A 24,941-nucleotide genomic window follows, 5' to 3' on the forward strand; every position below is an offset into this window, starting at 1 on the left:
AGGGAACGCCGCGAGTCAGTAAGCGCTCATCCTGAGGTGGGAACCCAGGACCCGGCGGCGGTTTCGCTTCGCCTGTGCAGGACGGGTGCGCGGGGAAAGGCTACCCGGGGAAGGCCGGATCCAGCAGTTCCTTGCCCACCTCGTACCAGCTGTTGCCCATCCGCTTGAACATGGCCTCGTCGGTCTGAACGTAGATGTCCTGTTCACCCTTGCCGGCACTGAGGCTGGTAATACCGGTCAGGCCGGCCAGCGGTTCAGGGCTGGAACCCAAACGCAGAATCACGGGCGTGACCTGGTTGTCCGGGGACGTCTGCAACGCGACGATGGAATCCTGCGAGACCCACTTGGCGCGGTTCACGGGAAGCGTCTGAGGAATTCCGGAGCCCGTGTTGGCGGTGACTGCCAGCTCCAGCGGAGTGGTCAGGGTCTTCGGGGTTCCGTCCGTGTCGCGCACGACACCGGCAACGAACACGTGGCTTTTCCCGCCCTGGCTTGTCACCAGCAGAGCACGCGCCCCGTCCCTGGAAATCCGAAGCTCGGAAACTGCAACTTCATTCAGCCAGGCCACCGGCAGTGACAGGACCTGTTCCGGTCCCCCGCCCGGCGGCAATGCAAGGATTTTGGCTCCGCCCGCGGTGTTCGAGGCCGTCCAGGTCCACTTTTCCACATCAATACTCGGGGCAGTCAGCGCCGTGCCGTCAACGACTTTGCGAACGTCCTGGTTGGGTCCGGTAAGGAACAGGGACGTTCGATCCCTGTTGAGGAAGGCAACCGTGGCCAGGTCCAGGGAGAGAGCCGGATCCCGCGGACCATACTCCGCAACACTGGGAATGCCCTCGATTGCCTGCGGCTCCACTCCCTTGAAGTAGGCCAGCTCATTTTGATGCACAGCAATCTGGGTGCTGCCCGCTTCGGGGTCGGCGACGGCGTCGACCAGCGCACTGCTTTCCTTGCCCAGGTCCACGGCCCGCTGGTTGACCGTCATGCTGACCGAGTTCACGTTGTTGAGGTTGGTCAGGTTTTGCTGCAGCTGCAGGGCCATCTGCTGCCGGTTAAGGTCATTGGAGTCCTGCAGGACCTCAGCGGACAGATCCACCGTCGCCACGCCGGAGACCACCGGTACGGCATCCCGGGCAAGGGCCGTACCCGCCGGGAAGGCGCTGCTGACGGCCCCCTGGAGATAGGGTGCCGGCCCCTCCAGCATTGCCTTGACCACGTTGGCCGCAATGCCTGACTTTTGGACGAACCAGCGGGTGTCGGGAACCCAGAACTCAAAGTTGCTCGAATAGAAGTAAAGGTTGTGGGAGAGGAACAGCAGCGAGAAATTGACCTCGGAGATCATGATTCCGTTGGGAATGGCGTTGATCCGCCACTGGCCGTCTTCCTGTTCCACGGAGGCGGAGACCGTTTCCGTGGTACCCAAGGCCTTGTCGGTGCGGATTCCGCGCGTATCCAGAGCTCCCACCACTTCCAGCTGGATGGCGTAGCTCGTCCCGTCAGCCGCCGGCACGATATCCGGATCCGCGCCGTAAATCAGCACCCGGTCATTCGGGGTCCAGGTTTCAGCCAGGGAGTCGGTCAGGAATTCGCGGGCCACGCTGTAATCATCTGCTGCACCAGTTCCCGCGGTGATGAAACCCTGCAGGATTTCCGCCGGAGAGTCTCCTCCGTTTTGGCTGGGTCCGCGCGGAGCCACGTCAAAGGTGTCCACCAGTGAGCTGCCGTCGCTGTCCGCGGAGGCCGTGCCCACGGGACCGGTAGTGGGAATGGAGGAACATCCGGACAAGACCGCCATCAGCAGAGCCGCCATGAGCACCAGCTTCGCGAACGGCCGGGCGGAAGCGGAGTTTTCAGCGTCCATCGGTCGGCTCCTGGGCTGATGCGTCTGCGGGTGAGGTTACCGGTGTGATGACGGGAGCCGGTGCACGGGCCGTCAGCGCACGGGTTCCGGGGGCGCCGTCGTACGGTGACAACGGCACCGGCGATTCGGCAAACGGCACCCCGTGACGGCGGGGCAGGGTAAGCCGGAAGCAGGCTCCGTCTCCGGGGCGCCCCCAGGCCTGGAGCAGTCCCCCGTGCAGCAAAGCGTCTTCGACGGCGATGGACAGTCCAAGTCCGCTGCCGCCCGTGGTCCGCGCCCGGGCCGGATCGGCGCGCCAGAAGCGGTCGAACACCCGTGAAGCTTCGTCGTCGGTCATGCCGATGCCGTGATCCCGCACTGCCACCGCAACGGCGTCAAGGTTGGAGGCAATGGCAATCTCAATGGGCTTTCCTTCGCCGTGTTCCAGGGCGTTGACCACCAGGTTGCGGATAATGCGTTCGATCCGCCGCGGGTCCGCGTCCACCATGCAGCTGGTTTCCTTGGAGACCACAGTGATTTCCGATCCGATGTTCAGGGCCAGCGGTTCCGTCGCGTCGATGACGTCTCGGACCACGGTGAAAATGTCGGTGGGCTCCAGATCAGGCGATGCCGCACCGGCGTCGAAGCGGGAAATTTCCAGCAGGTCAGCGAGCAGGGCCTGGAAACGTTCCACCTGGTGGTAGAGCAGCTCCGTGGAACGGCGGCTGATGGGGTCGAACCCGTCCCGCGCGTCGTAAAGAACCTCGGCGGCCATCCGCACAGTAGTCAGCGGGGTGCGCAGTTCGTGGGACACGTCCGAGACGAAGACCTGCTGCATCCGGGAAAGCTGGGCCAGCTGGGTGATCTGGTCCTGCAGGGTGGCCGCCATGTGGTTGAAGGACGCGGCCAGGCGGGCGACGTCGTCCTCGCCCTTGACGACCATGCGTTCCTGCAGCTCGCCGGCGGCCAGCTTTTCGGAGACCGCCGCCGCATCACTGATGGCTCCGACTCCGGCCTTGGCGACAATCCAGGCGATCGTCCCGATGATCACCAGAAGCAGCCCGCCGGCGATCCACAGGATGCGGTGGATGTCATCGAGGGTCTGCTGCATGGAGGACAGGTCGTAGATCAGGTAGAGGGCGTATTCGGCCCGGTCCGGCGGGAGGGTGACCTTGGTGCCGAAGGCCAGCCCGGGCTCGCCGTGGGACAGGGCCAGGGCGGACCAGTGGATGGTGTCGCGGTCGTCATCAACATCGATGCTTCGAACGGACTCGCTCAGGGTCAGCGGAATGCTGCCGGCAGTAATGCCCTCCCCCAGAGTCTGGGAGACAAAAAGATCCTGCTCCTGGCCCGGCAGGGGGCTAAGCAGGTAAAGGCGGGGCGCGTCGGCCCCCTGCCCCTCCAGCAGTGAGAGCGTGTTGGAAACCAGCCGTTCGGTTCCTTCACGGTCCGTGGCTGCAGTGGTCCGGAAGTTTTCCTTGGCCGAGACGAGCCCTGCCGTGGCCTCTGACTGGAACTGCTTCAGGCGCTCTTCATAGAGCGCGCCGGCAATCTGATGCGAGAGGAAAGCACCCACGCCGCCACATGCGAGGGTGACCAGGAGCAGCGTAGAGACCACGGTCTTGAACAGCAGGGAACGCCGCCACATGCGGGCGATCCGGTGAAATGTTTCCTTGCGCAGCGCGTCGCGGAACTGCCTGAGCGTCCGCAGCAGTGCCGGGAGGACTTCGGTCTTCAGGACCGAAGTCCCCTGCCGCCTAGCTCTGACCGGCTTTGTAACCGACACCGCGCACCGTCAGGACTATTTCGGGTGCTTCGGGGTCGCGCTCGATCTTGGAACGAAGCCGCTGCACATGGACATTAACCAACCGGGTATCGGCCGCGTGGCGGTAACCCCAGACCTGCTCCAGCAGCATTTCACGGGTGAATACCTGCCAGGGCTTCCGTGCCAGGGCCACCAGCAGGTCGAATTCCAGCGGTGTGAGGGAAATGGTGTCAGCGCCGCGGGTGACCACGTGGCCGGCCACGTCGATGGACACCTCTTTGATGCTGAGGGTTTCCGGGGATTTCGTGTCACCCGGACGCAGCCGTGCCCGAACCCGGGCCACGAGCTCGGCAGGCTTGAAGGGTTTCGGAACGTAGTCGTCCGCCCCTGATTCCAGGCCCCGGACGACGTCGGAGGTGTCCGACTTTGCGGTCAGCATGACGATCGGCACGTCGGATTCACCGCGGATCTGCCGGCACACCTCGATCCCGTCGATCCCGGGGAGCATGAGGTCCAGCAGGACAAGGTCGGGCTTGGTATGGCGGAAAATGTCTAGCGCCTTGGAACCGTCCGCGCAGAAGACAGGGTCGAACCCGTCGTTGCGGAGCACAATGCCGATCATCTCGGCCAATGCTTCGTCGTCGTCCACGACCAATATGCGTGCCTTCATAACTCCCTGTCCCCAGTTGACTGCTCAAGCCGGTTCCTCGTTGCGGTGCTTGCCCGGACCATTTTCTCCGGCTGCCCGGCGGCCTGCGCGGGCTGCTGCCTGCTGTCCGGAATGCGGGGCATCCGGCATGTCCGAGGACAGCACGACAGCTGGCAGTATCCCTCTCATCCTAGAGGACGTAGAATCCGGCGGGTTTTCTCCGCGACGCGGGGACCGCTCTGGAACTATAGTCGGAGCACGGAAAACAACGGTTTGGGGGGCAAGCTTTGGGTCAGGACAATCACAGCGGCGAGGAGCCGAAGGAACCCGTTAGGCCGCCTGCGGCCGGCCCGGAGTACAACGACGACGGCGGGACCGGCGCTGGCGGAAGCGGCGGCACCGGGAGCGGCGGTACTGGGAGCGGCGGTACTGGGAGCGCAGCGCAGCCGCCCTCCCTGTGGGCAGCACCGGGAGCGCAGAACTCCCCCGAACCCCCGTCCGCGTGGGGACCTCCCGCGAGCCAGCCACCCACCACTCCCCCGCTGCCCCGGCAACCGGAACCGCCGCAGGGCTGGGGACAACAATGGGGACAACCCGGCCAGCAGAACCCATGGGGCCAGAATAATCAGCAGTGGTCGGGTCCGGGGGCTCCCGGTGCTCCCGGCGCGTTCCCGCCGGGGACTCCCGGCCAGCCCTGGGGTTCTCCCGGTTACCTCCCCCAGGGCGGATGGACACCTCCGCCCAAGCCCGGCGTTATCCCGCTGCGGCCGCTGGGCCTGGGCGAACTGCTGGACGGCGCCTTCCAGGCCTGCCGGAAAAACGCTGCGGCAACCTTTGGAACGGCCCTGCTGATTCAGGGCGTTATTGCAGTGCTGACCTATCTGGTGGCGGGCAGCTTCTTCTCTTCGGACCTGTTCAGCACCGACGTGGACGGCTCCGAATTCACTGTCGAGGAGTTCGAGTCCAGTCAGGGCTCCTTGGGCTGGTCCCTGACAGCTGTCTCCCTTCTGGGGGTGGTGTCCGTGGTGGGCGTCCTGCTGCTTCAGGGCATCCTGGTGGTGCCCGTCGCGCGCTCCATCCTGAACCTGAAAACGGGTTTTGCCCAAACCTGGCGGCTCTCCCGCTCCCGGCTCCTTCCCCTGGCCGGGCTGGGACTGCTTCTGCTCGCGGCGATCGTCGTCGGGATTGTGGTGTTCTCCCTCCTCCTGGCAGTGATCCTGCAGTTCCTGGGCGCCGCTGGCATTGCCGTCCTGGTACTGGGCATCCTGGCGTTGATTGCTGTCTTCGTCTGGCTGGCAGTCAAGTTTGCGCTGGCACCGGCCGCACTGGTCCTGGAACCTGCCGGGGTTTTTGCCTCGCTGCGCCGGTCCTGGGAACTGACCAAACGAAATTTCTGGCGTTCGTTCGGGATCCTGGCACTAACGGCGATCCTGGTGTCCATCGTTTCGTCCGTCATCAGCACGCCCGTGGTCCTGATTCTGAGTTTCGTCACTGCTTTTGGCAGCGGTTCAGAGCCCGATGCCGGCACGGCAATGGCCCTTGTGGCACTGAACGTGGCCATCAGTACTTTTTTCGGTGCCATCGGATACGCGTTCCAGTCAGCCGTCACCTCGCTGTTGTACGTCGATCTCCGCATCCGCCGGGAAGGCTTTGACCTCACCCTCATGAAGGAGCAGGAACTCGCGGGATCCACCCCCGATCTGGTGCCGGGGCGCCGCAGCGGGTCCGGCGGATGACGGTGCTGCCGCTTGCCGGAGTTCGCTTCGACGTGCCGGTGCTCCCCGACGGCGGCCAAGGACGCGGGTGGGCGGAAAAGGAACTCTCCCGGTCCGTGTACAAGGAGGCTGAGCCAAGCCTGCTCGACCGGTTTTGGCAGTGGGTGGGCGATTTTTTCTCCCGGTTGCTGGAGGGCATCACCGGCGTGGATCCCACTCTCGGTGTCCTCTTTCTTGCGGCGGGAGCAGCCGTTGTTCTGGCGGCTGCGGTTTTCCTGGTCCGGCCCCGGCTGAACGCACGGCGCCGCAAGGCGGTTTTCGATTCACCTGAAATCCGGATTGCAGTAGACCACCGCAGATTGGCCGACGAGGCCGCCTCCCGCGAAGAATGGGACACTGCCCTGACGGAGCGGCTGCGCGCCGTGATCCGCTCGGCGGAGGAACGCGTGATCCTTGAACCGCGTGCCGGCCGCACGGCGGCCGAGGCAGGGCAGGAGCTCAGCGAAGCCTTTCCCTCTGCTCGGGAAGAAATCCGTTGGCTGGCGCGGCGCTTTGACGAAGTCCGATACGGGCATCTGTCCGCCGTTTCTGCTGACGTCATCCGTGCCCGGGACCTGGACGGGCTGCTGGAACGCTCCTCCCCGTCCGCCGGATCGGCTCCGCTTTCAGCCTTGGCGGTGCCGCGGTGAGCACAGTGCACAAGGCCGGCGCGCCCGCGGAAACGCCGGCGGATCCTGCGGCTGCTGAGGCAACGGCTCCTTCTGCCGCAGCATCCGGAGGCAGGGCCCTCCGGGCACGCCTGCGGGCCTGGCGGGTGTGGATCATCCTGGCACTGGTGCTCTGCGCCGTAGTTCTGCTGCGCATCCTGACCGGCTCCGGCAGTGACGGTGCCCCGCTCTCGCCCGCCAATCCCGCCCCGGCCGGTGCCATGGCCGCAGCTCAAATCCTGAACGAGCAGGGAGTAGATGTGCGTTCGCCGGGTTCCTTCGAGGAGGCGCTGGCCCTGCTGAAAGACGACGGGGACCAGTCAACGCTTCTGCTGTTCGATCCCGACGGCTTCCTCAGCCAGGAGCAGCTGGCAGAGCTGAACGGGTTGGCCCGCCGGCAGGTCCTGGTGGAGCCCACCTTTTTCCAGCTTTCCGAACTGGCGCCCGGCATCCGTTCGGCGGGCGTCCTGCCTGCAACAGATGCGCCGCTGAACGCTGACTGTGACGCGGCAGATGCCCAAGCGGCCGAGCGGATTACCGCAGGCGGGTATGCCTATCGTGCTCCCGCTGCCTGTTTCCCTCCGCCGGAAGACAGCCCCGGGGCCGGTGCGGACAGCAGTGCCCCCGCCGGCTCCTATGCAACGGACGACGACGCCGGCGTCGTCGTCCTGGGAAACTCGGCAGTCCTGGCCAATGAGACGCTCGCGGACCACGGCAACGCAGCCCTGGCACTGCGCACACTGGGTTCCACCGGGACGCTGGTCTGGTATCTGCCCACTGTCGCCGACACACCGGCTGCGGCGGTGCCCGAAGATCCGCGGGCGCTGCTGCCCGGCTGGGTGGATCCGCTGCTGCTGTGGCTGTTGGTCGTAGCAGTTTTGGCGATGCTGTGGCGCGGACGCCGCCTGGGGCCGCTCGCGGCGGAACCGCTGCCCGTAGTGGTACGGTCCGCAGAGACGGCTGAAGGACGCGCCCGGCTCTATCAGGACGGCCGGGCGTTGGACCGCGCGGCCGCAACACTGCGCGCCGCCGCGCTGACACGGTTGTCCGCCCGGCTCCGGCTGGGCCCTGCCAGCAGCACCGACACCGTGGTGCGGGCAGTCGCGGCAGCCACCGGACGGCCGGTGCACGAGGTGGACCACCTGCTGAACCGTGCCGCCCCCGCCAGCGACGCCGCACTTGTCCAGTGGTCCCAGGAATTGCAAGCCCTAGAGGAAGAGGTCACCGCATCATGAGCCAGCAGGACCAGCAGGACCAGCAGTATCAGCAGGACGGGCAGGCTCCGGGCCCGGCGGCAACCGCTCCGGATCCCGTCCGCCAGGCGCTGCTGGATGTGCGGCGGGAGGTGGCCAAGGCAGTGGTGGGACAGGACGCGGCGGTGACCGGACTGATCATCGCACTGCTGGCCCGCGGCCATGTGCTGCTCGAAGGCGTGCCCGGTGTTGCCAAGACGCTCCTAGTGCGTTCCCTGGCCGCCGCCCTGGATCTGGACACGAAGCGGGTGCAGTTCACTCCCGACCTCATGCCCGGCGATGTCACCGGATCGCTGATCTATGACGGCCGCAGCTCGGAATTCACGTTCCGGGAAGGCCCCGTCTTCACGAATATCCTGCTGGCCGATGAAATCAACCGCACTCCGCCCAAAACCCAGGCCTCGCTGCTGGAAGCCATGGAGGAGCGCCAGGTTTCCGTGGACGGTGTCAGCCGCCGGCTGCCCGATCCCTTCATCGTGGCCGCCACCCAGAACCCCGTGGAGTATGAAGGAACATATTCACTGCCTGAAGCGCAGCTGGACCGGTTCCTGCTCAAGCTCACCCTGGACCTGCCCGGACGCGACGATGAAATTGAGATCATCCGGCGGCACAGCGGCGGTTTCGATCCCCGGGACCTTGCTGCCGCCGGCGTCCGGCCCGTCGCGGGCGCGGCAGATCTCGAGAAAGCGCGGCAGGCGGCGGCAGCCGTGGCGGTGTCTCCCGAAGTCCTCGGCTACATTGTGGACCTGGTCCGGGCCACCCGGGCGGCGCCGTCGTTCCAGCTTGGCGTTTCCCCCCGCGGCGCAACGGCGCTGCTCAATACCTCCCGCGCCTGGGCCTGGCTTTCAGGACGGACCTTTGTCACGCCCGACGACGTCAAGGCCCTGACCCTGCCGGCGCTGCGCCACCGGGTATCCCTCCGCCCCGAAGCGCAGATGGACGGCGTCAGCGTGGATGATGTCCTGGGCAGCATTTTGGCCACCGTTCCGGTTCCCCGGTAGGACGCCGGTTCGCGATGGCAATCTCCGGCCGGTTTGTCCTCCTCGCCGCGGCAGGCGTTGTTGCCGTCCTGCTTTTTCCCGGCAGCACCGCCCTGTGGCTGTGGACGGCATTCCTGTGCGCGGCGGCCGCAGTTGACCTGCTTGCGGCGGCATCACCCCGTGCTCTGACCCTGCAGCGCACCGAACCCGTCAGTGTGCGCCTCACCGAGCCAGCCGCCGTCGTGCTGACCGTGCGCATTGGGAGCCGGCGCACCCTCAACGGGTGGTTCCGGGATGGCTGGCAACCCTCCGCGGGGGCCGCCAACCCGGTCCAGCGGATCCGCGTTCCGGCAGGTGAGGCCAGAAGATTCGAGGTGCAGCTGCTTCCCGAACGCCGGGGCGAGCTGCACAGCGGAACGGTCACCGTCCGCAGCTTCGGTCCGCTGGGACTGGCCGCCCGCCAGCGCACCCTGCGCAGCCCGGCGGTGCTGCGGGTCCTGCCGCCGTTCCATTCCAAGCGCCATCTGCCGTCCAAGCTGCGGCGGCTGCGGGAACTGGACGGCAATGCCTCGGTCCAGCTGCGCGGAGCAGGCACGGAATTTGATTCGCTGCGTGACTATGTGCGCGGCGACGACGTCCGGTCCATTGACTGGCGTGCCACGGCCCGGCGCCGGGACACCGTGGTGCGGACCTGGCGCCCGGAGCGGGACCGGCGGGTAGTTCTCCTCCTGGATACTTCCCGCACCTCCGCGGCGAGGATCGGGGAGGAGCCGCGGCTGGACACCGGGATCGAGGCCGCCCTGCTGCTGGCGATGCTGGCCTCCGGCGGAGCGGACCGCGTGGATTTTCTGGCCTTTGACCGGCGGATCCGGGCGCGGGTGAGCTCCGGCGGAAAGGGCAATCTCCTGAACCGTCTGGTCACCGCGATGGCGCCGCTTGAGGCGGAGCTGATCGAAGCGGACTTTTCCCTGGTGCCCGGAGCGGTCCAGTCGGTCTCCACCCGGCGGTCCCTGGTGGTGCTGATCACGGCACTGGACTCGGGCGCGCTGGAAGAGGGCCTGCTGCCCGTGCTGCCGCAGCTGCTGGAGAAACACCTGGTGGTGATCGCCTCGGTCCGGGATCCTGAATTGGAGGACCTGCGCCGGCAGCGGTCAACGGCAAGCGAGGTCTTCCGTGCCGCTGCCGCGGAGCGTGCCCTGCTCGACCGGGCTGCCGTGACGGCCTATCTGCGGTCCATGGGGGCCGAGGTGGTTGATGAGACTCCGCACGAGCTGCCGCCCAAACTCGCGGACCTGTATATCCGGCTCAAGGCCTCGGGAAGGCTGTAGATCATGGAAGATTCACCGTCACCCCGCGTATCCGGCCCGGGCGGACCGGAATCGGTCTACCGCAGCGTCCTCGGACCGGATTTTGAGCGGCTGCAGCCCGAGCTGCAGGAGTATTTTTCGGCAGCGCCGGGAGGCGGAGTTTATGGGGAGGGCGCCGGGGTCTTCGAATCCGCCGGCTGCCCCCGGCCGTGGCTGCGGCCGCTGCTGAAACTGATGCCGGTCTCCAATGCGTTCTTCCCCGATTTCGGCACCAATGTGCCCTTCACGATCCGCAACTATCCCCATTGGGATCCGGAGAACCGGCCCTCGCTGACCGCGGTGCGGACCTTCCGGTTTCCGGCCGGGAACCGGGTCTTCGAGGACACCACCACACTGACCGGCCCAGGACAGCTCACGGATTACCTGGGCAGGAACCGGAACCTCGCCACCGATCTGGTGCTGACCGTGACCGGGGACGGGCACCTGCGCATGGATTCACCGGGCAGCCGGCTCTTCCTGGGACCGCTGCGGCTGCCGCTGCCGGCCTTCGCCGCAGCGGATGCCCATGTGGAGCAGTGGTACGACGCCGGTGACGGTCTCTTCCGGATCCGCACCCGCGTGGTGCAGCGGCAGGTGGGAACCATCTTTGTGTATGACGGGAGCTTCAGCTACGAACAGCGCCGGTGGAACGGCCAGCTGCCCCAGGACGCAGTGCCGGCCCGTTGGGAACGGCGCGTTTAAGCAGAGCTTCCGCTGTGCCCTGCCTGCCGGAAACGGCCGGCTAGCTTTCAGCGGCCACCTGGGACAGGGCCCCTGCAGCTTGCGTCAGACGGTTCAGGACTTTGCGGGCGGACGACGGCGACGCTTCCGCGAGCTCTCCGGCCGGTGTCAGGCGCAGTGCGGGCAATGCCTGAGGAGGCAGGCCGATTTTGTTCCACGGCCGCAGCACATCCTCCACCAGGGCTTTCACCTGGCGCGGTTCAGCGTTGTCGGCGGGAGCGGAAAGGATACCCAGCCACAGACTCTTTCCACCTTCCACTGCTTCCGCAATGGCTTCCCAGTCCGCTCCGGTGAGGCCCGCGGCGGGCAGCGCCGCTCCGGCCGCACCGGCACCCAGTGCCAGCGAGAACGGCGTTTGCGCGCCGGGGCGCAGTGCCGCCGAGCGCCGGGATTCCGGGAGCCGCAGCACCGTCTGCGCAGCACCGGCGTCGGCAAGGGCCTCGATGATGGAGTTCCAGGCGGAGGACACCTCGGTGGAGGGAACCGAACGCAGCGTGCGGTAGCCGCTGGCCGTGGGGATGGTTCCACCCAGCACATCGGCAATTTCCGGCTCATCCAGCTGGACAATGATTGAGGCGTCCGGGGCAGCCGTACGGGCGCGGGTTACGAAGTCCGCTGCCCCCGCGGCAAGGGACTGCAGCAGTTCGCGGCGTGCGCCGGCGTCGGAAAGGGCCCGTTCCCCGTTGTGCAGGTACAGTCCAGCCGCCAGCGACAGCGGGCCGCGCAGGGAGATCTTCAGCTGGTGGCCGGGGCTTTCCTCCCCGCCCACCACGTCCGCAAGCGCGTTGAGGTCCTGGCCCAGCAGCGAGAGGGCCCGCCGGTGGTCCTTCCCCGGCCGGGGAACCAGGCGCCAGCCGTGCGGCTGCAGGTCCACGGCCAGATCCACCAGCAGGGCGGCGGTGCGGCCCAGCGCGTCGGCACCGGGGCCGCGGTTCGGCAGTTCCACCAGGAACGGCAAATGTGGTTCCCCCAGCTCTCCGCGGATGATCCGCGTGGCTTCCACCGGGTCTGTGCCCGGCCACTGCCCCAGTGCAGTGGCCGTCACCGTGCTGCCGGCCTCAGGCTGCGCCGTACCCTGCCGGTTGCCTTCCTGCTGGCTGTCTTCGTGCTGCCAGTCTTCGTGCTGGTTAGCGTCCCGCTGCATTGCTGTTGCCGCCGTTGTGATTGTCGGAGATCGCCTGGTGATGCCGGATGACCTCGCTGATGATGAAATTCAGGAATTTTTCGGCGAAGGCCGGGTCCAGGTGGGCGTCCTCGGCGAGGCGGCGGAGCCGGGCGATCTGCGCGGCTTCGCGGCCCGGATCTCCGGGCGGCAGGTTGTGCACCGCTTTGAGCATCCCCACCCGCTGGGTGGCCTTGAACCGTTCGGCGAGCAGATAGACCAGGGTTGCGTCGATGTTGTCGATGCTGCTGCGTACGGCCAGCAGCTCCTGCATGACGTCCTCGGACACGGTTCCGGCGAGGGAACTGGCCGAGGGATCGAACTCGAACTCATCTGCGGGCGTATCAGTCATGGATCCAGTCTAGGGTCCGCCCTGCGGCGGACGCCGCACATTACGTCCCGGAGATGCCGCTTAGGACACCGCGGCGGGATCCCATTCCAGGGAACGCGCCGAATCGATCGTGGCCTGGCCCAGCACGCGGGTGCCCTGGTAGACCACCATGGACTGGCCCGGAGCCACGCCGCGCATCGGCTCGTTCAGGCGGACCACCAGCTCCTCGCGGACACCGCCGTCGGTCTCCTCGGAGGCAACGTCTTCCATCCAGCCGCGGGCCGGAACGGGGTCGCCGTGGGCGCGGACCTGCACCATGCAGTCGAACTCGGTGCGGGCAGCGACCTCGGGGATCGGCAGCCCGGCCCAGGAGATCTTGATGCCGCGCATCTGGTCGATGTTGAGCAGCTTTTCCGGACCCACCACCACCTTGTTTTCCTTGGGCCGGATCTCCAGCACGAAGCGGGGCTTGCCGTCGTCGGCGGGGCGGCCCAGCTTCAGGCCCTTGCGCTGGCCCACGGTGAAGGCGTTGGCGCCGGGGTGCGTGCCGATCTTCTCGCCGGAGGAATCCACAATGTCACCCTCCGTCATGTCGATGCGCTCTTCGAGCCAGCCGCGGGTGTCGCCGTCGGGGATGAAGCAGATGTCGTGGCTGTCCGGCTTGTTGGCCACGGACAGGCCGCGGCGTTCCGCTTCGGCCCGGACTTCGGCCTTGGACGGGGTTTCGGCCAGCGGGAACATGGAGTGCTTGAGCTGTTCGTGGGTGAGCACGCCCAGCACGTAGGACTGGTCCTTCGCCCAGTCCGCGGCGCGGTGCAGCTCGGGATTACCGTCGGCGTCGGTGATCACCTTGGCGTAGTGGCCGGTGCAGACGGCGTCGAAGCCCAGGGCCAGCGCCTTCTCCAGCAGGGCGGCGAACTTGATCCGCTCATTGCAGCGCATGCAGGGGTTCGGTGTGCGGCCGGCGGCGTATTCGGCGATGAAGTCATCCACCACGTCTTCCTTGAACCGCTCGGAGAAGTCCCAGACGTAATAGGGGATGCCGAGGATGTCGCACGCCCGCCAGGCGTCCCGCGAGTCCTCGATGGTGCAGCAGCCCCTGCTGCCGGTGCGGAGCGTTCCGGGCATGCGGGACAGCGCCAGGTGGACGCCGACGACGTCATGCCCCGCTTCCACTGCCCGTGCTGCGGCTACTGCGGAGTCCACTCCGCCGCTCATTGCTGCCAAAACCTTCATGAAGAAAAACCTGTTCCTGCTGTTTGGATGCTGCTGACGTGGGAGGCCATTCCGGCTTTCTTGGCCCGTTCGTATGCTTCGGGAAGTGCCATCAACAAGGAGTCAACGTCCGCGGCGGTGGTTGTATGCCCGAGGCTGAAACGCTGGGCGCCGCGGGCTTCCGTTTCACTGAGTCCCATGGCCAGCAGGACGTGCGAGGGGCGGGGTACTCCCGCGGTGCAGGCCGACCCGGTGGAGGATTCCACTCCGGCCAGATCCAGCAGGAACAGCAGTGAATCGCCTTCGCAGCCGGGGAACGTGAAGTGGGCGTTGCCCGGCAGCCGGGCCGGCATTGCGCCGTCGGCCGTTCCGGCACTGTCGCGCGCACCGCGAAGCACTGCGTCGGGGACTGCCCGTTCCACACCGGCGATGAGGACGTCCCGCAACTCCCGCAGGCGGGCGGACTCGGCCGGAAGGTTCTCCGTGGCTTCGCGCGCTGCGGCGGCAAAGGCGGCAATGCCGGGGGTATCCAGGGTGCCCGAGCGGATGTCGCGCTCCTGGCCGCCGCCGTGCATCACCGGCGTAAGCTTCACGGCCCGGCCGACGACGAGCGCACCGATGCCCACGGGCCCGCCGATCTTATGTCCGCTGATGGCCATGGTGTCCACGCCGGAGGCGCGGAAGTCCACCGGCAGCGCACCGAAAGCCTGGACGGCGTCGGTATGCACCGGCACTCCGTACTCATGGGCAAGCGCGGTTAGGGCCGGAATGTCCTGCACGGTGCCCACTTCATTGTTGGCCCACATGACGGTCAGCAGGGCAGTGGTGTCCGCATGGGCAGCAAGTTCGGCGCGGACGGCTTCCTCGGAAACCACCCCGTTGTGATCCACCGGCAGCCATACCGCGGTGGCACCCTCGTGCTTTTCCAGCCACTGCACGGTGTCCAGGACGGCATGGTGCTCAATCGGGGAACACAGGATGCGGGTGCGGCGGGGATCGGCGTCCCGGCGGGACCAGTACAGCCCTTTGACTGCCAAGTTGTCCGCTTCCGTTCCGCCGGACGTGAAGATGATTTCCGACGGGTGGCAGCCGGCGGCAGCGGCGAGCGCTTCGCGGGACTCCTCCACCACCATCCGGGCGCGGCGGCCGGAGCCGTGCAGCGACGAGGGGTTGCCGCTGCGGCTGAGTTCTGACGTGAGTGCGGCGAGGGCCGAGGCCGAAATAGGCGTGGTCGCCGCGTGATCTAGGTACACGGGCACGTCCTTATTCTAACGGCCGCCGCAACCGGCGCGGGTTCCGTGCCGGAGACCGGATCTGCAGTTCAGGCCGATTTCCTCTCTCCCCGGGACTTTTCCCGGGACTTTCCCGGTCCCGGGCGGAAGGTGGCAGACTGCCCCTGTGACTGCGCTGCCCCCGAAAGCCGCGATACCCGGTGAAGAAGTGCCAGTCAGCCGCGCTGCTCTGCTGCAGGCGCTGGCCGGGCAGCTGTGCGATATGTCTCCCCGACGCCGCCTGCTGGCGGCAGTGGACGGCGTGGACGGCTCCGGCAAAACGACTTTTGCCGATGCCCTGGCGCTTGAGCTGGGCAGGACTGCGGTCCGTCCGGTCATCCGGGTGTCCCTTGATGACTTTCATCACCGGCGTCAGGTGCGCTACCGCAGGGGCCGGACTTCGGCCTTGGGGTTCTATTCCGATTCCTACAACCTGGAGCAGTTCCGCAGCTACGCCCTGGATCCGCTGGGACGGGGCGGCAGCGGACGGTACCGGCCGGCCGGGCACAGTCTGGAGACCGACGCCGTGCTGTCCCCGCCGGAGCTGCCCGCCGCTTTCAACGCCGTCGTCCTGGTGGACGGGCTCTTCCTGCACCGGGACGAGCTGGCGGCTTACTGGGATTTTTCGATCTTCCTCGACGTTCCGTTCACCGTGACCGCCGCCCGCATGGCCGTCCGGGACGGAACACCCGCGGATCCGGAACATCCGGACATGCGCCGGTACGTGGGCGGCCAGCGGCTCTATTGTGCCGGCTGTGATCCTGCGGCACGGGCCGCAGTGGTGGTGGAGAATTCCCGTCCGGACCGTCCCCGGCTCATTTCCGCGGCCGAAGCCAGCTACCGTGTGCGGCCCCCGGCGGCGGGGCCGGAAACATAGTTCGCTGCCGCAACGTTGTAGCTGCTGTGATGTTGCCTGCGGCAAACCTGCAAGAATGCAAACCGCTGCCTAATATCTGCTGCGCCAATCCGGTGCTGCGCCTGCCGGGCCTGCCGGCCCAACGAGAGGAACTGCTGTGAGCCCGTCCCCCAAGACGCTTTATGAGGTTTTGGGTCTTGCCCCCTCGGCCACAGCTGACGAAATCAAAGCGGCCTACCGCAGGGCTGCGCGCACCAGCCACCCGGACCGCGGCGGCAGCGCCGAAACCTTCCACGTTATTGCCGAGGCATACGAGGTGCTGTCCAACCCGCAGCAGAAGGCCGCCTATGACCTGTCCCTGGGCAGGGGAGGTGCCCGGTCCGGCGGTCCTGCCGCACCGCCGTCGGCCTCCCGCACCGCGTCCGCCCGCGCAGGTTCGGCATCCGCCGAGGAGAACCTGGGCAGCACCCCCCGCTTTGTTCCCGACTTCTCCCCCGGCTCCCCGCCGGTGCTGCCGCTGGCCCTGGCCGGGCAGCAGATCCACGGCGCTCCCCGCCGTCCCGGCTTTTTCGCCCGGCTGGGCTCCGCGGCCGCCGCCCGGTACGACGGCGAAAACCTCACCATAAACCTGCTGCAGCGAACCCTCCTGCCGGACTATCCCGCAGGCCGGCTGGTCAACGGACTGCATGTGCCGGACCGCTCTCCCCGCGGCGGAAACCTGGAGGTGGGCCATGTCCTGCTGGGCGGGTACCGGATGGCCGTGCTGGAATCGCAGGTGGCCTCGCCGGGCAACTACAACTGGGACGGCCGGCACCTGCGCTACCGCGGCCGGGAAGTGAACATCGGCCGCCTGCCGGATGCGGTGCGCACCCTCCAGGACCGCTTCCCGGAATGCAACGTCAGCGGCTGGGTGGTCCTGCACTCTCCCAACGGCAACCCGTTTGAACCGGTGATCGATTATCCGCCCTCGCTGAGCCGCAGCGCCCCGGCCACGGTGCACGTGGTGAACGCCGGAACGCTGCAGCGCGAACTCCGCCGCTTCTTCAACGACGGCCCGCAGCCCCAGGTGGTCCAGCTGCAGGTTCTTGGCGGCCTGCTCGATGCGCTGGCACAGTAGCCGCCGGGCTTAGGATGGGGTTGTGTTCCGCATTCTCTTCCACACCCCTGAAATCCCCGGCAATACCGGCAACGCCATCCGCCTTGCCGCCATTACGGGAGCCGAGCTCCATCTCGTCGAGCCGCTGGGCTTTGACCTGGAGGATTCCAAGCTGCGCCGAGCAGGCCTGGACTATCATGACCTCGCGGTCCTGCACGTGCACCCCACGCTCGAAGCTGCCTGGAAGGCGCTGGCTCCGGAACGGGTCTACGCCTTCACCTCCGGCGGTGACACGTCCTACACGGATATCGCCTATCAGCCCGGCGACGTGCTGATGTTCGGCCGCGAATCCGTGGGCCTGCCCGAGGACGTCATGCAGGATCCGCACGTCACCGCACGCGTCCGGCTGCCCATGCTGCCCTCACTGCGGTCCCTTAACTTAGCCAATTCCGCCTCAATTGCCGTCTACGAAGCCTGGCGCCAGCACGGCTTCGCAGGTGCCCAGCTCTAAGGATTTCCATGCCCGACACCAACATTGGAACCGCGTTTAACGACGGCGCCGCCGACTTTGAGCGCCTGGCGCCTTCGCTGTGGAATCCGATGGGCAATGCCCTGGTGGCGGCTGCTGAAATCACCATGGGTGAGAGCATCCTCGACGCGGGCTGCGGCACCGGTGCCACCACCATTCCCGCCGCACAGTACGCCGGACCGGAGGGCCGCGTGGACGGCATCGACCTGTCTGCGGAAATGCTGGCGCTGGCCCAGTCAAAGGCCAGCACCCTGTCCCTGGAGAACGTTGCCCTGCACGTGGGAGACATTTCCGACTGGTCCGGCGAGGAACCTTACGACGTCGTTCTCTCCGCCTACTCAATGTTCTTCCTTCCGGACATGGATGCCGGAGCTGCGCACCTGGTGTCCAACCTGCGCCCGGGCGGACGCCTGGCCCTGAGCACCTGGGCCGAGGGTGCTTTGAATCCCTTCACCGATCTGTTCATCGAGGAATGCCGCCGGGAACGTCCTGATGTTGCCGAAGGCCTCGCCGGGTCGCGGAGCAACGCCGAACGCCTCAACACCCCCGAGAAACTGACCTCGTGGCTGGAATCCCTGGGCTTCCAGGACATCAAGGTCCTCTCCACTCCGGGGCAGGTCCAGCTCACACCGCCCCTCGCCTGGGCCTTGGTGATGGGCAGCAGCCTGCGCTTCCTTCTTCCCGAGGACCCGGAAGCGGCGGGACGGGTCAAAACATCCTTCCTGGCCCAGCTGGGCGAAGAACACAACCTCAACGCCGACACCCTGATCGCCTCCGCCCGACGGTCCTGACGGTCCTGACGGTCGGGCGCCCGCTCCTGAGCGGAACCGCCGTTTCAGCCTCCTGAGCCGAACCTGCACCCATCCGGCGCTGTCCCCGCACCGAATAGGGAGTATGGGACTGGTTCGGGAGCAACATGGAGTTACGGCGGTCGCTGACCGCCCGGCGGGCGGTCAGGCACCGGCTGCGGCCGACTTGCGCCGCAGTGCTGCATCCCCGGGAGGAGCTTTCCCCGTATGCTGGACTCCTATGGACACGTCCAACAAAGGACGGCCCTCCGCCGCGCAAGACTCCTCACCGGAGGGCGCCGCCGACGCCGCAAAGACCCAAGCGCAGCAGCCCGGCTCCGCAGCCTCGCTGGAGAAGCTTCTGGCAGGAATTGCCGGCGGCAGCCGTGATGACTTCGCAGAGTTTTACGCCCTGACCTCCCGGCGCGTCTACGGCTTGGCCCGGCGCGTGCTGATCGATGCCGAACTCAGCGAGGACACCACCCAGGAGGTCTACCTCCAGGTGTGGACCAGCGCCTCCCGGTTTGATCCCGCCGTCGGCTCGCCGCTGGCCTGGCTGCTGACGCTGGCTCACCGGCGCGCCGTGGACCGGGTCCGTTCCGAACAAAGCTCCGCGAACCGCGAGGCGCGTTTCGGTGCGGCCATGCAGGAACCGGACCATGACAACGTGGTGGATACCGTGACGCAGCGCCTGGACGCCGAAGCCGTGGTGCAGTGCCTGGACTCACTGACCGACACCCAGCGGGAATCGGTCCGGCTCGCCTACTACGGCGGACTAACGTACCGGGAGGTTGCCGAAAAGCTCGGAGCCGCAGTACCCACCATCAAATCGCGGATCCGTGACGGATTGATTCGACTCAAGAAGTGCCTGGGGGTGAACGCAGATGCCTGAGAACAGCTTTGATGCCTCCTCGGACGCTCTGGAATCGGACCTTGCACAGGGCCGAGTGCTGGAGTGGGCTGAGGTGTATGCCCTGAACGCCCTGCCCGAAAAAGACCGGCAGGCTGTTGATGCGGCCGTGGAACAGGCGGATCCGGATCTCCGCCGGACTTTCCTCCAGCGCGTCTGGGCCACCCGGGAAGCACTGGCCGGAGGATACCGGGCCGAAGCCGCTCCCCCGGCTGATCTGCTGGACCGGATCATGGCCCGGATCCCGCAGGAGGAGAAGGCACCCAAGGATCCCCCTGCCGATCTGCCCAGCTCTGCAGTGCCCAACTCCGATCTGTCCGGCGTCCGGCCGGACGTTCAGCCCGGTGATGAACTTGCGGCCCGCCGCAACCGCCGTTCCCCGCGGTCCGCCGCCGGCCGCTGGATCCTCGCCGGCGCAGCAGCTGCCGCAATCATTGTGGGCGGAGTAACCGTCAGCAACCTCGGGCCCGACAGCGTCAGGGAGGAAGTGTTCTCCGCCTCGGACGTGCAGCAGCGGACCATCGATCTGCCCACAGGCGGTACCGCGGAGGTGGCCACCTCCTCAGCGGAGAATGCCGCCGTCGTGACGCTCAAGGGGGTCCCGGCGCCGCCGGAGGGCTCGGTGTACCAAATGTGGCGGGTTCCGGCCGACGGTTCCGATCCGGTATCCGTGGGCACTATGACGGGCGAAGAAGTTTCCGGGACCAAAGCCACGGAACTGACCGACATTGATCCGTACAAGGCCGTGGCGGTCACGGTGGAGCCCGACGGCGGTTCGGCGACGCCCACGCTGCCCATCGTCCTGGTCATCCCCTTCTCTGCCGAAGCCGCCTGAGCTCTCTCTGTCACTGCGGGTGGGGCCTTGACCTTGACGCTGCGGAAACCCCTACCGTAAGGAGAAGCAGCCGAACACCGGCTGCCTGTCCCGGAGGGAGCCCGCGCCATCAACACCGAGCTCGCTGCCTGCCTGCGGACGCGTTTGGCGCCGTCGGATCCCGGGGTTTCCGCCGCCGTCGCACGCCACTACCGGTGGGTCTGCGCGGGCTGGACTCCGGACCGGGACGCGTACAAGGCCCTGGGGAGCATGTACGTGCAGGACGGGCGCTTCACCGCCTTCTACGACCGCGAGGCTCCGGGGCTGGCGGTCTACCTGTCAACAGCCATCGATGCGTGGGCGGACGCCAACCTGTAACGCTTGCGGCCGGGCGGATCACCGTCCGGGGTCAGAACCCGGCGATGGTCTGCTCCGTGTTGACCCCCACCGCGTGGAAGACTTCGGCACTGGCGCCGTCCGGCAGTCCGAACCGGCGGGCGTTGTCCTGCAGCATGGACTGCACTGCAGCCTCCATGCGGGCGACGTCGGGATGCTGGCTGGCGTGGACCCGGATGGCGGCCAGCTTGGTGTCCACGAAGGCGCTGACATCCACGGCATGGTTTTCGCGTTCCCGCGGCGCTCCGTAGAACCACAGCCACGGAACCTTGTACGCTTCCAGGCCCTGCTCGGCCAGCCGGGGAAAGGCGAACGGGTTTTCAGCCGCCGGGTAGACCGCACGCGTGACGATCTCGCCGCAGGCCAGATGGTCCGGATGGCTGGCCTGGATCCGCTCCCAGTTGCGCTCGGGATGCATTGAAAGCACGACGTCGGGACGCACCTGGCGGATCAGCGCCACCACCTTTTCCGTCACCTCGGGGGTCACGGCCAGGAAGCCGTCCCGTTCGCCCAGGAAGTGGATGTTCCGCACACCGGCCAGTTCCGCGGCGGCCTGCTGTTCGCTGCTGCGCAGTTCGGACACGTTGCTCCGGTCCCCCGGCTCAAAGCCGCCGGCATCACCGGCGGTCATGATGCAGTACGTGACGTCGACGCCGGCGGCGGTCCAGGCGGCCACGGTTCCGGCGGCACCAAAATCAATGTCGTCCGGGTGTGCGGCGAAGGCGAGCACCCGCTTGATGCGCGGGGCGGTGGGTTCCATCGGTCAGGACCTGCGCTTCTTGATTTCCTCGGTGGCCTGCGGCAGCACCGAAAACACGTCCCCCACAATTCCGAAGTCCGCTATCTCAAACACCGGTGCATCGGGGTCCTTGTTCACCGCAACAATCACCTTGGCGGTCTGCATGCCGGCTTTCTGCTGGATGGCGCCGGAAATGCCTGCTGAGATGTACAGCTGGGGGGACACCGTTTTGCCGGTCTGGCCCACCTGCGCGGAGTGCTCAATCCAGCCCGCGTCCGTAGCGGCGCGCGAAGCGCCGACGGCACCTCCCAGGGCGTCCGCCAAATTCTCCACCGGAGTGAAGTCTCCGTCCATGCCTCGTCCGCCGGCCACAATGACCCGGGCGTCGGCGAGCTCGGGACGGCCGCTCACACGCTTTTCGGTGCGGGCGGTGACCCGTGCGGCGGGACCGGCGTCGGTCACCGCAAGCCGGCGGCGCTCGGGTGCTGCGGGCGTTCCGGCAGCAGCGGGCTCAACACTGTTGGCCTTGACGGTAATCACCGGAACTCCGGTCTGCACCCGGCAGGTTGAGGTGTAGGAGCCGGCAAGGACGGACTTGGTGACCGACAGGTCCGGAGCAATAGCCACGGCATCGGTAATCACGCCGGAGCCCAGCTTCACGCCCACGCGCGCCGCCACCTCGCGGTCCTCGAAGGAATTGCCCAGCAGCACGGCGGCCGGCTCCGCTGCCCGCACCGCATCCGCCAGGAAAGCGGCTTTGGCCGCGATCAGGACATCGGGCAGGTCGCTCTCGGGTTCATATACGGCGTTGACACCGTATTCGCCCAGTGCCTGCAGGACATCATCGCCGACGGCGCGGGGGCTGGCCACGGCCGGCTCCCCCAGCCCGCGGGCAATGGTCAGCAGTTCTCGGCTCGCGCGCGGCAGCGGCAGGCCCGGCACATCGATAAAGACCAGGACAGAGGCCATGGCGGCTCTCCTTAATACTTCGGGCGCTGCCGGAGCAGCACCGGTGAAAAGATTCTCAGATCAGTTTGGAGGCGGCCAGGAAGTCCACCAGGGCAATGCCGGCATTGCCGTCATCGGTGATGACGGTTCCCGCGGTCCGCGGCGGACGCGGCGCGGAAGCAGCCACCGTGGTCCAGGAGCCGTCCAGGCCAACCTGCGCGGGCTCCAAGCCCAGGTCCTGCAGGGAAAGGACAGTGACGGTCTTTTTCTTGGCCGCCATGATGCCCTTGAAATTGGGGTACCGAGGCTCATTGGCCTGGTCCGTGACGGACACCAGCGCGGGAAGTTCCGCTTCGAGGGTTTCCGAGAAGGAGTCTCCGTCCCGGCGGGCACGGACGACGGCGGCGTCCCCGGTGCCGGTCACCTCAACCTCGGAGGCGAAGGTTATCTGAGCCAGCCCCAGGCGCTCGGCCAGCTGGGCCGGGACCAGCGATGTTTCGCCGTCTGTGGAGGCCATTCCCGTCAGCACCAGGTCCGGCAGGGCGGGAGCGCCCGGCTCCCCGGCGGCATGCTTCACAGCCTCAGCCAGCACCAGGGACGTTGCCGCGGCATCGGAGCCGGCCAAAGCGGCGTCGTTCACATGGAAGCCCTGATAGGCGCCCATCTGCAGCGCTTTCTTGACAGCGTTGACTGCCGCGTCCGGACCCATGGACAGGGCCGTCACCATATTCCCCGCTGCCTGGCCGCCGCGTTCCTCAGCCAGCTGCAGGGCCGCCTCCAGCGCGTACTCGTCCAGTTCGGAAAGAATGCTGTCGGAGCGGTCCAGAGTGTGGCTGGGGCCGGAAAGATGCCGGTCAAACTGGGCATCGGGGACGTGCTTCACCAAAACAACAATGTTCAGCGGCCTGTCGGCTGAGTCCTGCATGCGGGGCCTTTCTGCGTTGGAGATCCTCCCGGGCACGGATTCACCGACGGCGGGATGAGCCGCCCGGGGCGACAAACTTAAGCTAATCACACTGTGAAGCCGCCTGTGTGTCCTCGCCAAGCTCCATTCCGTCAGCAGCGGACCGCCTCCCCCATGCACAGCAGGGACTGTCCCTCCCGCTGGAGGAACAGTCCCTGCTGCTTTTGCCGGTTACCGCCGCGGCGCCCGCGGCACCGGGTGAACGGCCCCGCCTACTGGTCGGCTGAGTTGCCCAGCGTCACGTCAGCGCTCTTGGTGCTTCCGCCGCTGGTGTAATCGATGGTCACCTTGCTGTTGGCTGCCTGCATCCGGATGGCGGCCGTCAGCGACTGCGCGTCGGTCACCGGGATGTCATTGACCGCAGTAATGACATCGCCCTCCTTCAGGCCTGCCTTGGCGGCCGGGGTTCCGCTGGCCGGGTTTTCAGCAACTTCGGCGCCGACGGTGAAGGTTGAGCTGCCGGAGGCTGCGGCCGGTGTAACTGAAACGCCAAGGAATCCGTGGGTTGCCGAACCGGAGCTGATGATCTCGTTCGCCACCCGCTCGGCGTAGCTCATCGGTACGGCAAAACCGACACCAATGCTTCCGCTGTCCTCGCTCGCCGAGGCAATGGCCACGTTGACGCCCACGATGTCGCCGTCGGTGTTCACCAGGGCACCGCCGGAGTTTCCGTGGTTGATGGCAGCATCGGTCTGGATCACGTCCAGGTAAATGGAGCTTTCAGCCGTGCTCTGGCTCTGGCTGGAACCGTCCGGCGGAGCAAAGCGGAAGCCGTTGCCGTTGTCATCCTGGCCTGTTCCGCCGTCCGAGTTTGACTCGGGTGCTGCGGAGGACTGCACGCTGATCGTGCGGTTCAGGGTGGAAACGATGCCGTCGGTGACTGTTCCCGCCAAGCCCAGCGGAGCTCCGATGGCGATGACAGTGTCCCCAACGTTGAGGTCATCCGAATTCCCCAGCGTGGCCGGCGTCAGGTTGGAGGCATCCACCTTGATGACAGCCAGGTCGGAGACCGGGTCGGTTCCCACCACGGTTGCCGAGAAGACGCGCCCGTCATTGGCCTGCACCTCGATGGACGGATCGGAGACCGTGCCGCCCAGAGTGACCACGTGCGTGTTGGTCAGGATATGTCCGCTGTCATCCAGGACAATTCCGGAGCCCGTGCCGGAGCTGCCGCCGCCCGATACATCAATGGTGACCACGCTCGGCGAAGCCTTTACCGCGGCGGCTGTCACGGCGTTGACGCTGTCTTCTTTATTCACCACCACGGTGTTCGCCTGGCCGGTGCCCTGCGGCGCTGATCCGCTGTCCGTCCAGGAATCGGCGGCGACTGCCACGCCGCCGCCCAGCAATCCTGCCAGCAGCATCCCGGTAATCAGGGTGCCGCTCCCGAACCTGCGTGCCGGAGCGGCCGGGGCCGGACGATGTCCCGAACCGTACGGGTCCTGGCCGTAGCCGGAGTAGCCGCTGCCGGAAGTGGAGGGTGCGTACGCCGGCGGAGCAGAAGCCCCCGCAGGATGGGCGCCGCCGGTCGTGTGGGAGGTTTGTTCTGGGTTCGGTGCGGATTCCGGGGCCTGTGCCGCGGGATACGGCGGCAGCGGCTGGGTCGGCTCCTGCCGGCCCGAACTCTCAGGCATGCGGCTGTCAGGCATGCGCTGCGTCTGGCCCCCGCGTGCCTCGCCCCCAGCTCCGCCGTCGGACGATGCAGGCGGGGCAGGTGGAGTGGGAGGCAGTGGACGCCGTGGTTCCTCGGTGCCTCCGTATTGCTCAGACATGTGCTGTCCTTTCCAAATCTGTGTACCCGCGTATCTGGTGCTTCCTCAACTATGACAGCTCTTTCTGTGACCGGTGCTGGAGGTTCCTGAACGGTTCCTGAGAGTTAGCCGAAAGCTGATCTGCCCCGGACGTGGTGGACTGGCTATGCGGCGA

24 protein-coding genes are annotated in these 24,941 nt (G+C 66.9%); 13 read left to right on the forward strand and 11 right to left on the reverse strand.

What is annotated here, in order from left to right:
• Positions 1 to 100 precede the first annotated feature (100 nt).
• The 3 genes from AC4D2Q_RS01060 to mtrA form a co-directional block, all read right to left on the reverse strand.
• Positions 101 to 1,861, reverse strand: coding sequence for an LpqB family beta-propeller domain-containing protein (locus AC4D2Q_RS01060; protein WP_490944320.1), 1,761 nt, complete (start codon positions 1,859 to 1,861; stop codon positions 101 to 103).
• Positions 1,851 to 3,488: an MtrAB system histidine kinase MtrB gene (gene mtrB / locus AC4D2Q_RS01065; RefSeq protein ID WP_490926612.1), complete on the reverse strand. Its 1,638-nt coding sequence runs from the start codon at positions 3,486 to 3,488 to the stop codon at positions 1,851 to 1,853. The genes AC4D2Q_RS01060 and mtrB overlap by 11 nt, the downstream gene beginning before the upstream one ends.
• A gap of 109 nt (positions 3,489 to 3,597) precedes the next feature.
• Positions 3,598 to 4,275 (reverse strand): MtrAB system response regulator MtrA, encoded by a 678-nt coding sequence (gene mtrA, locus AC4D2Q_RS01070; protein ID WP_490926611.1) that lies wholly within the window; start codon positions 4,273 to 4,275, stop codon positions 3,598 to 3,600.
• 266 nt (positions 4,276 to 4,541) lie between these two features.
• Between mtrA and AC4D2Q_RS01075 the strand changes: the two genes are divergently transcribed.
• From AC4D2Q_RS01075 to AC4D2Q_RS01100, 6 genes are read left to right on the forward strand one after another with little or no spacing between them, the layout of a single operon-like run.
• The gene (locus AC4D2Q_RS01075) at positions 4,542 to 5,990 is read left to right on the forward strand and encodes a DUF7847 domain-containing protein (RefSeq protein ID WP_490944323.1); all 1,449 of its coding nucleotides are present in this window, start codon (positions 4,542 to 4,544) and stop codon (positions 5,988 to 5,990) included.
• Positions 5,987 to 6,658: a DUF4129 domain-containing protein gene (locus tag AC4D2Q_RS01080; RefSeq protein WP_490944326.1), complete on the forward strand. Its 672-nt coding sequence runs from the start codon at positions 5,987 to 5,989 to the stop codon at positions 6,656 to 6,658. The genes AC4D2Q_RS01075 and AC4D2Q_RS01080 overlap by 4 nt, the downstream gene beginning before the upstream one ends.
• The gene (locus AC4D2Q_RS01085) at positions 6,655 to 7,911 is read left to right on the forward strand and encodes a DUF4350 domain-containing protein (protein ID WP_490944328.1); all 1,257 of its coding nucleotides are present in this window, start codon (positions 6,655 to 6,657) and stop codon (positions 7,909 to 7,911) included. The genes AC4D2Q_RS01080 and AC4D2Q_RS01085 overlap by 4 nt, the downstream gene beginning before the upstream one ends.
• Positions 7,908 to 8,930: an AAA family ATPase gene (locus tag AC4D2Q_RS01090; RefSeq protein WP_490944330.1), complete on the forward strand. Its 1,023-nt coding sequence runs from the start codon at positions 7,908 to 7,910 to the stop codon at positions 8,928 to 8,930. The genes AC4D2Q_RS01085 and AC4D2Q_RS01090 overlap by 4 nt, the downstream gene beginning before the upstream one ends.
• Before the next feature lie 14 nt (positions 8,931 to 8,944).
• Positions 8,945 to 10,237, forward strand: coding sequence for a DUF58 domain-containing protein (locus AC4D2Q_RS01095; RefSeq protein ID WP_490944331.1), 1,293 nt, complete (start codon positions 8,945 to 8,947; stop codon positions 10,235 to 10,237).
• Between the two features lie 3 nt (positions 10,238 to 10,240).
• Positions 10,241 to 10,957, forward strand: coding sequence for a DUF4166 domain-containing protein (locus AC4D2Q_RS01100; protein ID WP_490944334.1), 717 nt, complete (start codon positions 10,241 to 10,243; stop codon positions 10,955 to 10,957).
• A gap of 40 nt (positions 10,958 to 10,997) precedes the next feature.
• Here AC4D2Q_RS01100 and AC4D2Q_RS01105 read toward each other — a convergent pair whose 3' ends face one another.
• From AC4D2Q_RS01105 to AC4D2Q_RS01120, 4 genes are read right to left on the reverse strand one after another with little or no spacing between them, the layout of a single operon-like run.
• Positions 10,998 to 12,140, reverse strand: a complete 1,143-nt coding sequence (locus AC4D2Q_RS01105) for a uroporphyrinogen decarboxylase/cobalamine-independent methonine synthase family protein (RefSeq protein WP_490944335.1) — start codon at positions 12,138 to 12,140, stop codon at positions 10,998 to 11,000.
• On the reverse strand, positions 12,124 to 12,510 hold the full coding sequence (locus AC4D2Q_RS01110) for a chorismate mutase (protein ID WP_490926603.1): 387 nt from the start codon (positions 12,508 to 12,510) through the stop codon (positions 12,124 to 12,126). The genes AC4D2Q_RS01105 and AC4D2Q_RS01110 overlap by 17 nt, the downstream gene beginning before the upstream one ends.
• Before the next feature lie 60 nt (positions 12,511 to 12,570).
• Complete coding sequence (gene mnmA, locus AC4D2Q_RS01115; protein WP_490944337.1) at positions 12,571 to 13,725, reverse strand: tRNA 2-thiouridine(34) synthase MnmA; 1,155 nt, start codon at positions 13,723 to 13,725, stop codon at positions 12,571 to 12,573.
• Positions 13,722 to 14,963, reverse strand: coding sequence for a cysteine desulfurase family protein (locus AC4D2Q_RS01120; protein ID WP_490944339.1), 1,242 nt, complete (start codon positions 14,961 to 14,963; stop codon positions 13,722 to 13,724). The genes mnmA and AC4D2Q_RS01120 overlap by 4 nt, the downstream gene beginning before the upstream one ends.
• A 139-nt stretch (positions 14,964 to 15,102) precedes the next feature.
• Between AC4D2Q_RS01120 and AC4D2Q_RS01125 the strand changes: the two genes are divergently transcribed.
• The 7 genes from AC4D2Q_RS01125 (at position 15,103) to AC4D2Q_RS01155 (ending at position 20,346) form a co-directional block, all read left to right on the forward strand.
• Positions 15,103 to 15,852: a nucleoside/nucleotide kinase family protein gene (locus AC4D2Q_RS01125; protein WP_490944341.1), complete on the forward strand. Its 750-nt coding sequence runs from the start codon at positions 15,103 to 15,105 to the stop codon at positions 15,850 to 15,852.
• A gap of 136 nt (positions 15,853 to 15,988) precedes the next feature.
• Complete coding sequence (locus AC4D2Q_RS01130; protein ID WP_490944342.1) at positions 15,989 to 16,948, forward strand: J domain-containing protein; 960 nt, start codon at positions 15,989 to 15,991, stop codon at positions 16,946 to 16,948.
• Between the two features lie 22 nt (positions 16,949 to 16,970).
• Positions 16,971 to 17,438, forward strand: a complete 468-nt coding sequence (locus AC4D2Q_RS01135; protein WP_490926598.1) for a tRNA (cytidine(34)-2'-O)-methyltransferase — start codon at positions 16,971 to 16,973, stop codon at positions 17,436 to 17,438.
• A gap of 8 nt (positions 17,439 to 17,446) precedes the next feature.
• Positions 17,447 to 18,247, forward strand: coding sequence for a class I SAM-dependent methyltransferase (locus tag AC4D2Q_RS01140; protein ID WP_490944344.1), 801 nt, complete (start codon positions 17,447 to 17,449; stop codon positions 18,245 to 18,247).
• A 238-nt stretch (positions 18,248 to 18,485) separates the two neighbouring features.
• Positions 18,486 to 19,136, forward strand: coding sequence for an ECF RNA polymerase sigma factor SigK (gene sigK / locus AC4D2Q_RS01145; RefSeq protein ID WP_490944346.1), 651 nt, complete (start codon positions 18,486 to 18,488; stop codon positions 19,134 to 19,136).
• Positions 19,129 to 19,989: an anti-sigma factor gene (locus AC4D2Q_RS01150; protein ID WP_490944348.1), complete on the forward strand. Its 861-nt coding sequence runs from the start codon at positions 19,129 to 19,131 to the stop codon at positions 19,987 to 19,989. Before sigK ends, AC4D2Q_RS01150 begins: the two co-directional genes overlap by 8 nt.
• A 108-nt stretch (positions 19,990 to 20,097) precedes the next feature.
• Positions 20,098 to 20,346, forward strand: a complete 249-nt coding sequence (locus tag AC4D2Q_RS01155) for a TipAS antibiotic-recognition domain-containing protein (RefSeq protein ID WP_490945687.1) — start codon at positions 20,098 to 20,100, stop codon at positions 20,344 to 20,346.
• A 31-nt stretch (positions 20,347 to 20,377) separates the two neighbouring features.
• Here the strand turns inward: AC4D2Q_RS01155 and AC4D2Q_RS01160 are convergent, their stop codons facing one another.
• From AC4D2Q_RS01160 to AC4D2Q_RS01175, 4 genes are all read right to left on the reverse strand, one after another.
• A complete protein-coding gene (locus AC4D2Q_RS01160; protein ID WP_490944350.1) occupies positions 20,378 to 21,124 on the reverse strand; it encodes a PIG-L deacetylase family protein in 747 nt (248 codons plus the stop codon).
• Positions 21,125 to 21,127: 3 nt separating this feature from the next.
• Positions 21,128 to 22,072, reverse strand: coding sequence for an electron transfer flavoprotein subunit alpha/FixB family protein (locus AC4D2Q_RS01165; protein WP_490944352.1), 945 nt, complete (start codon positions 22,070 to 22,072; stop codon positions 21,128 to 21,130).
• 55 nt (positions 22,073 to 22,127) lie between these two features.
• The gene (locus AC4D2Q_RS01170) at positions 22,128 to 22,976 is read right to left on the reverse strand and encodes an electron transfer flavoprotein subunit beta/FixA family protein (RefSeq protein ID WP_490926592.1); all 849 of its coding nucleotides are present in this window, start codon (positions 22,974 to 22,976) and stop codon (positions 22,128 to 22,130) included.
• 251 nt (positions 22,977 to 23,227) lie between these two features.
• Complete coding sequence (locus AC4D2Q_RS01175) at positions 23,228 to 24,649, reverse strand: S1C family serine protease (protein ID WP_490944355.1); 1,422 nt, start codon at positions 24,647 to 24,649, stop codon at positions 23,228 to 23,230.
• Positions 24,650 to 24,941 lie beyond the last annotated feature (292 nt).

Source organism: Arthrobacter sp. TJ-178, from assembly GCF_058269275.1.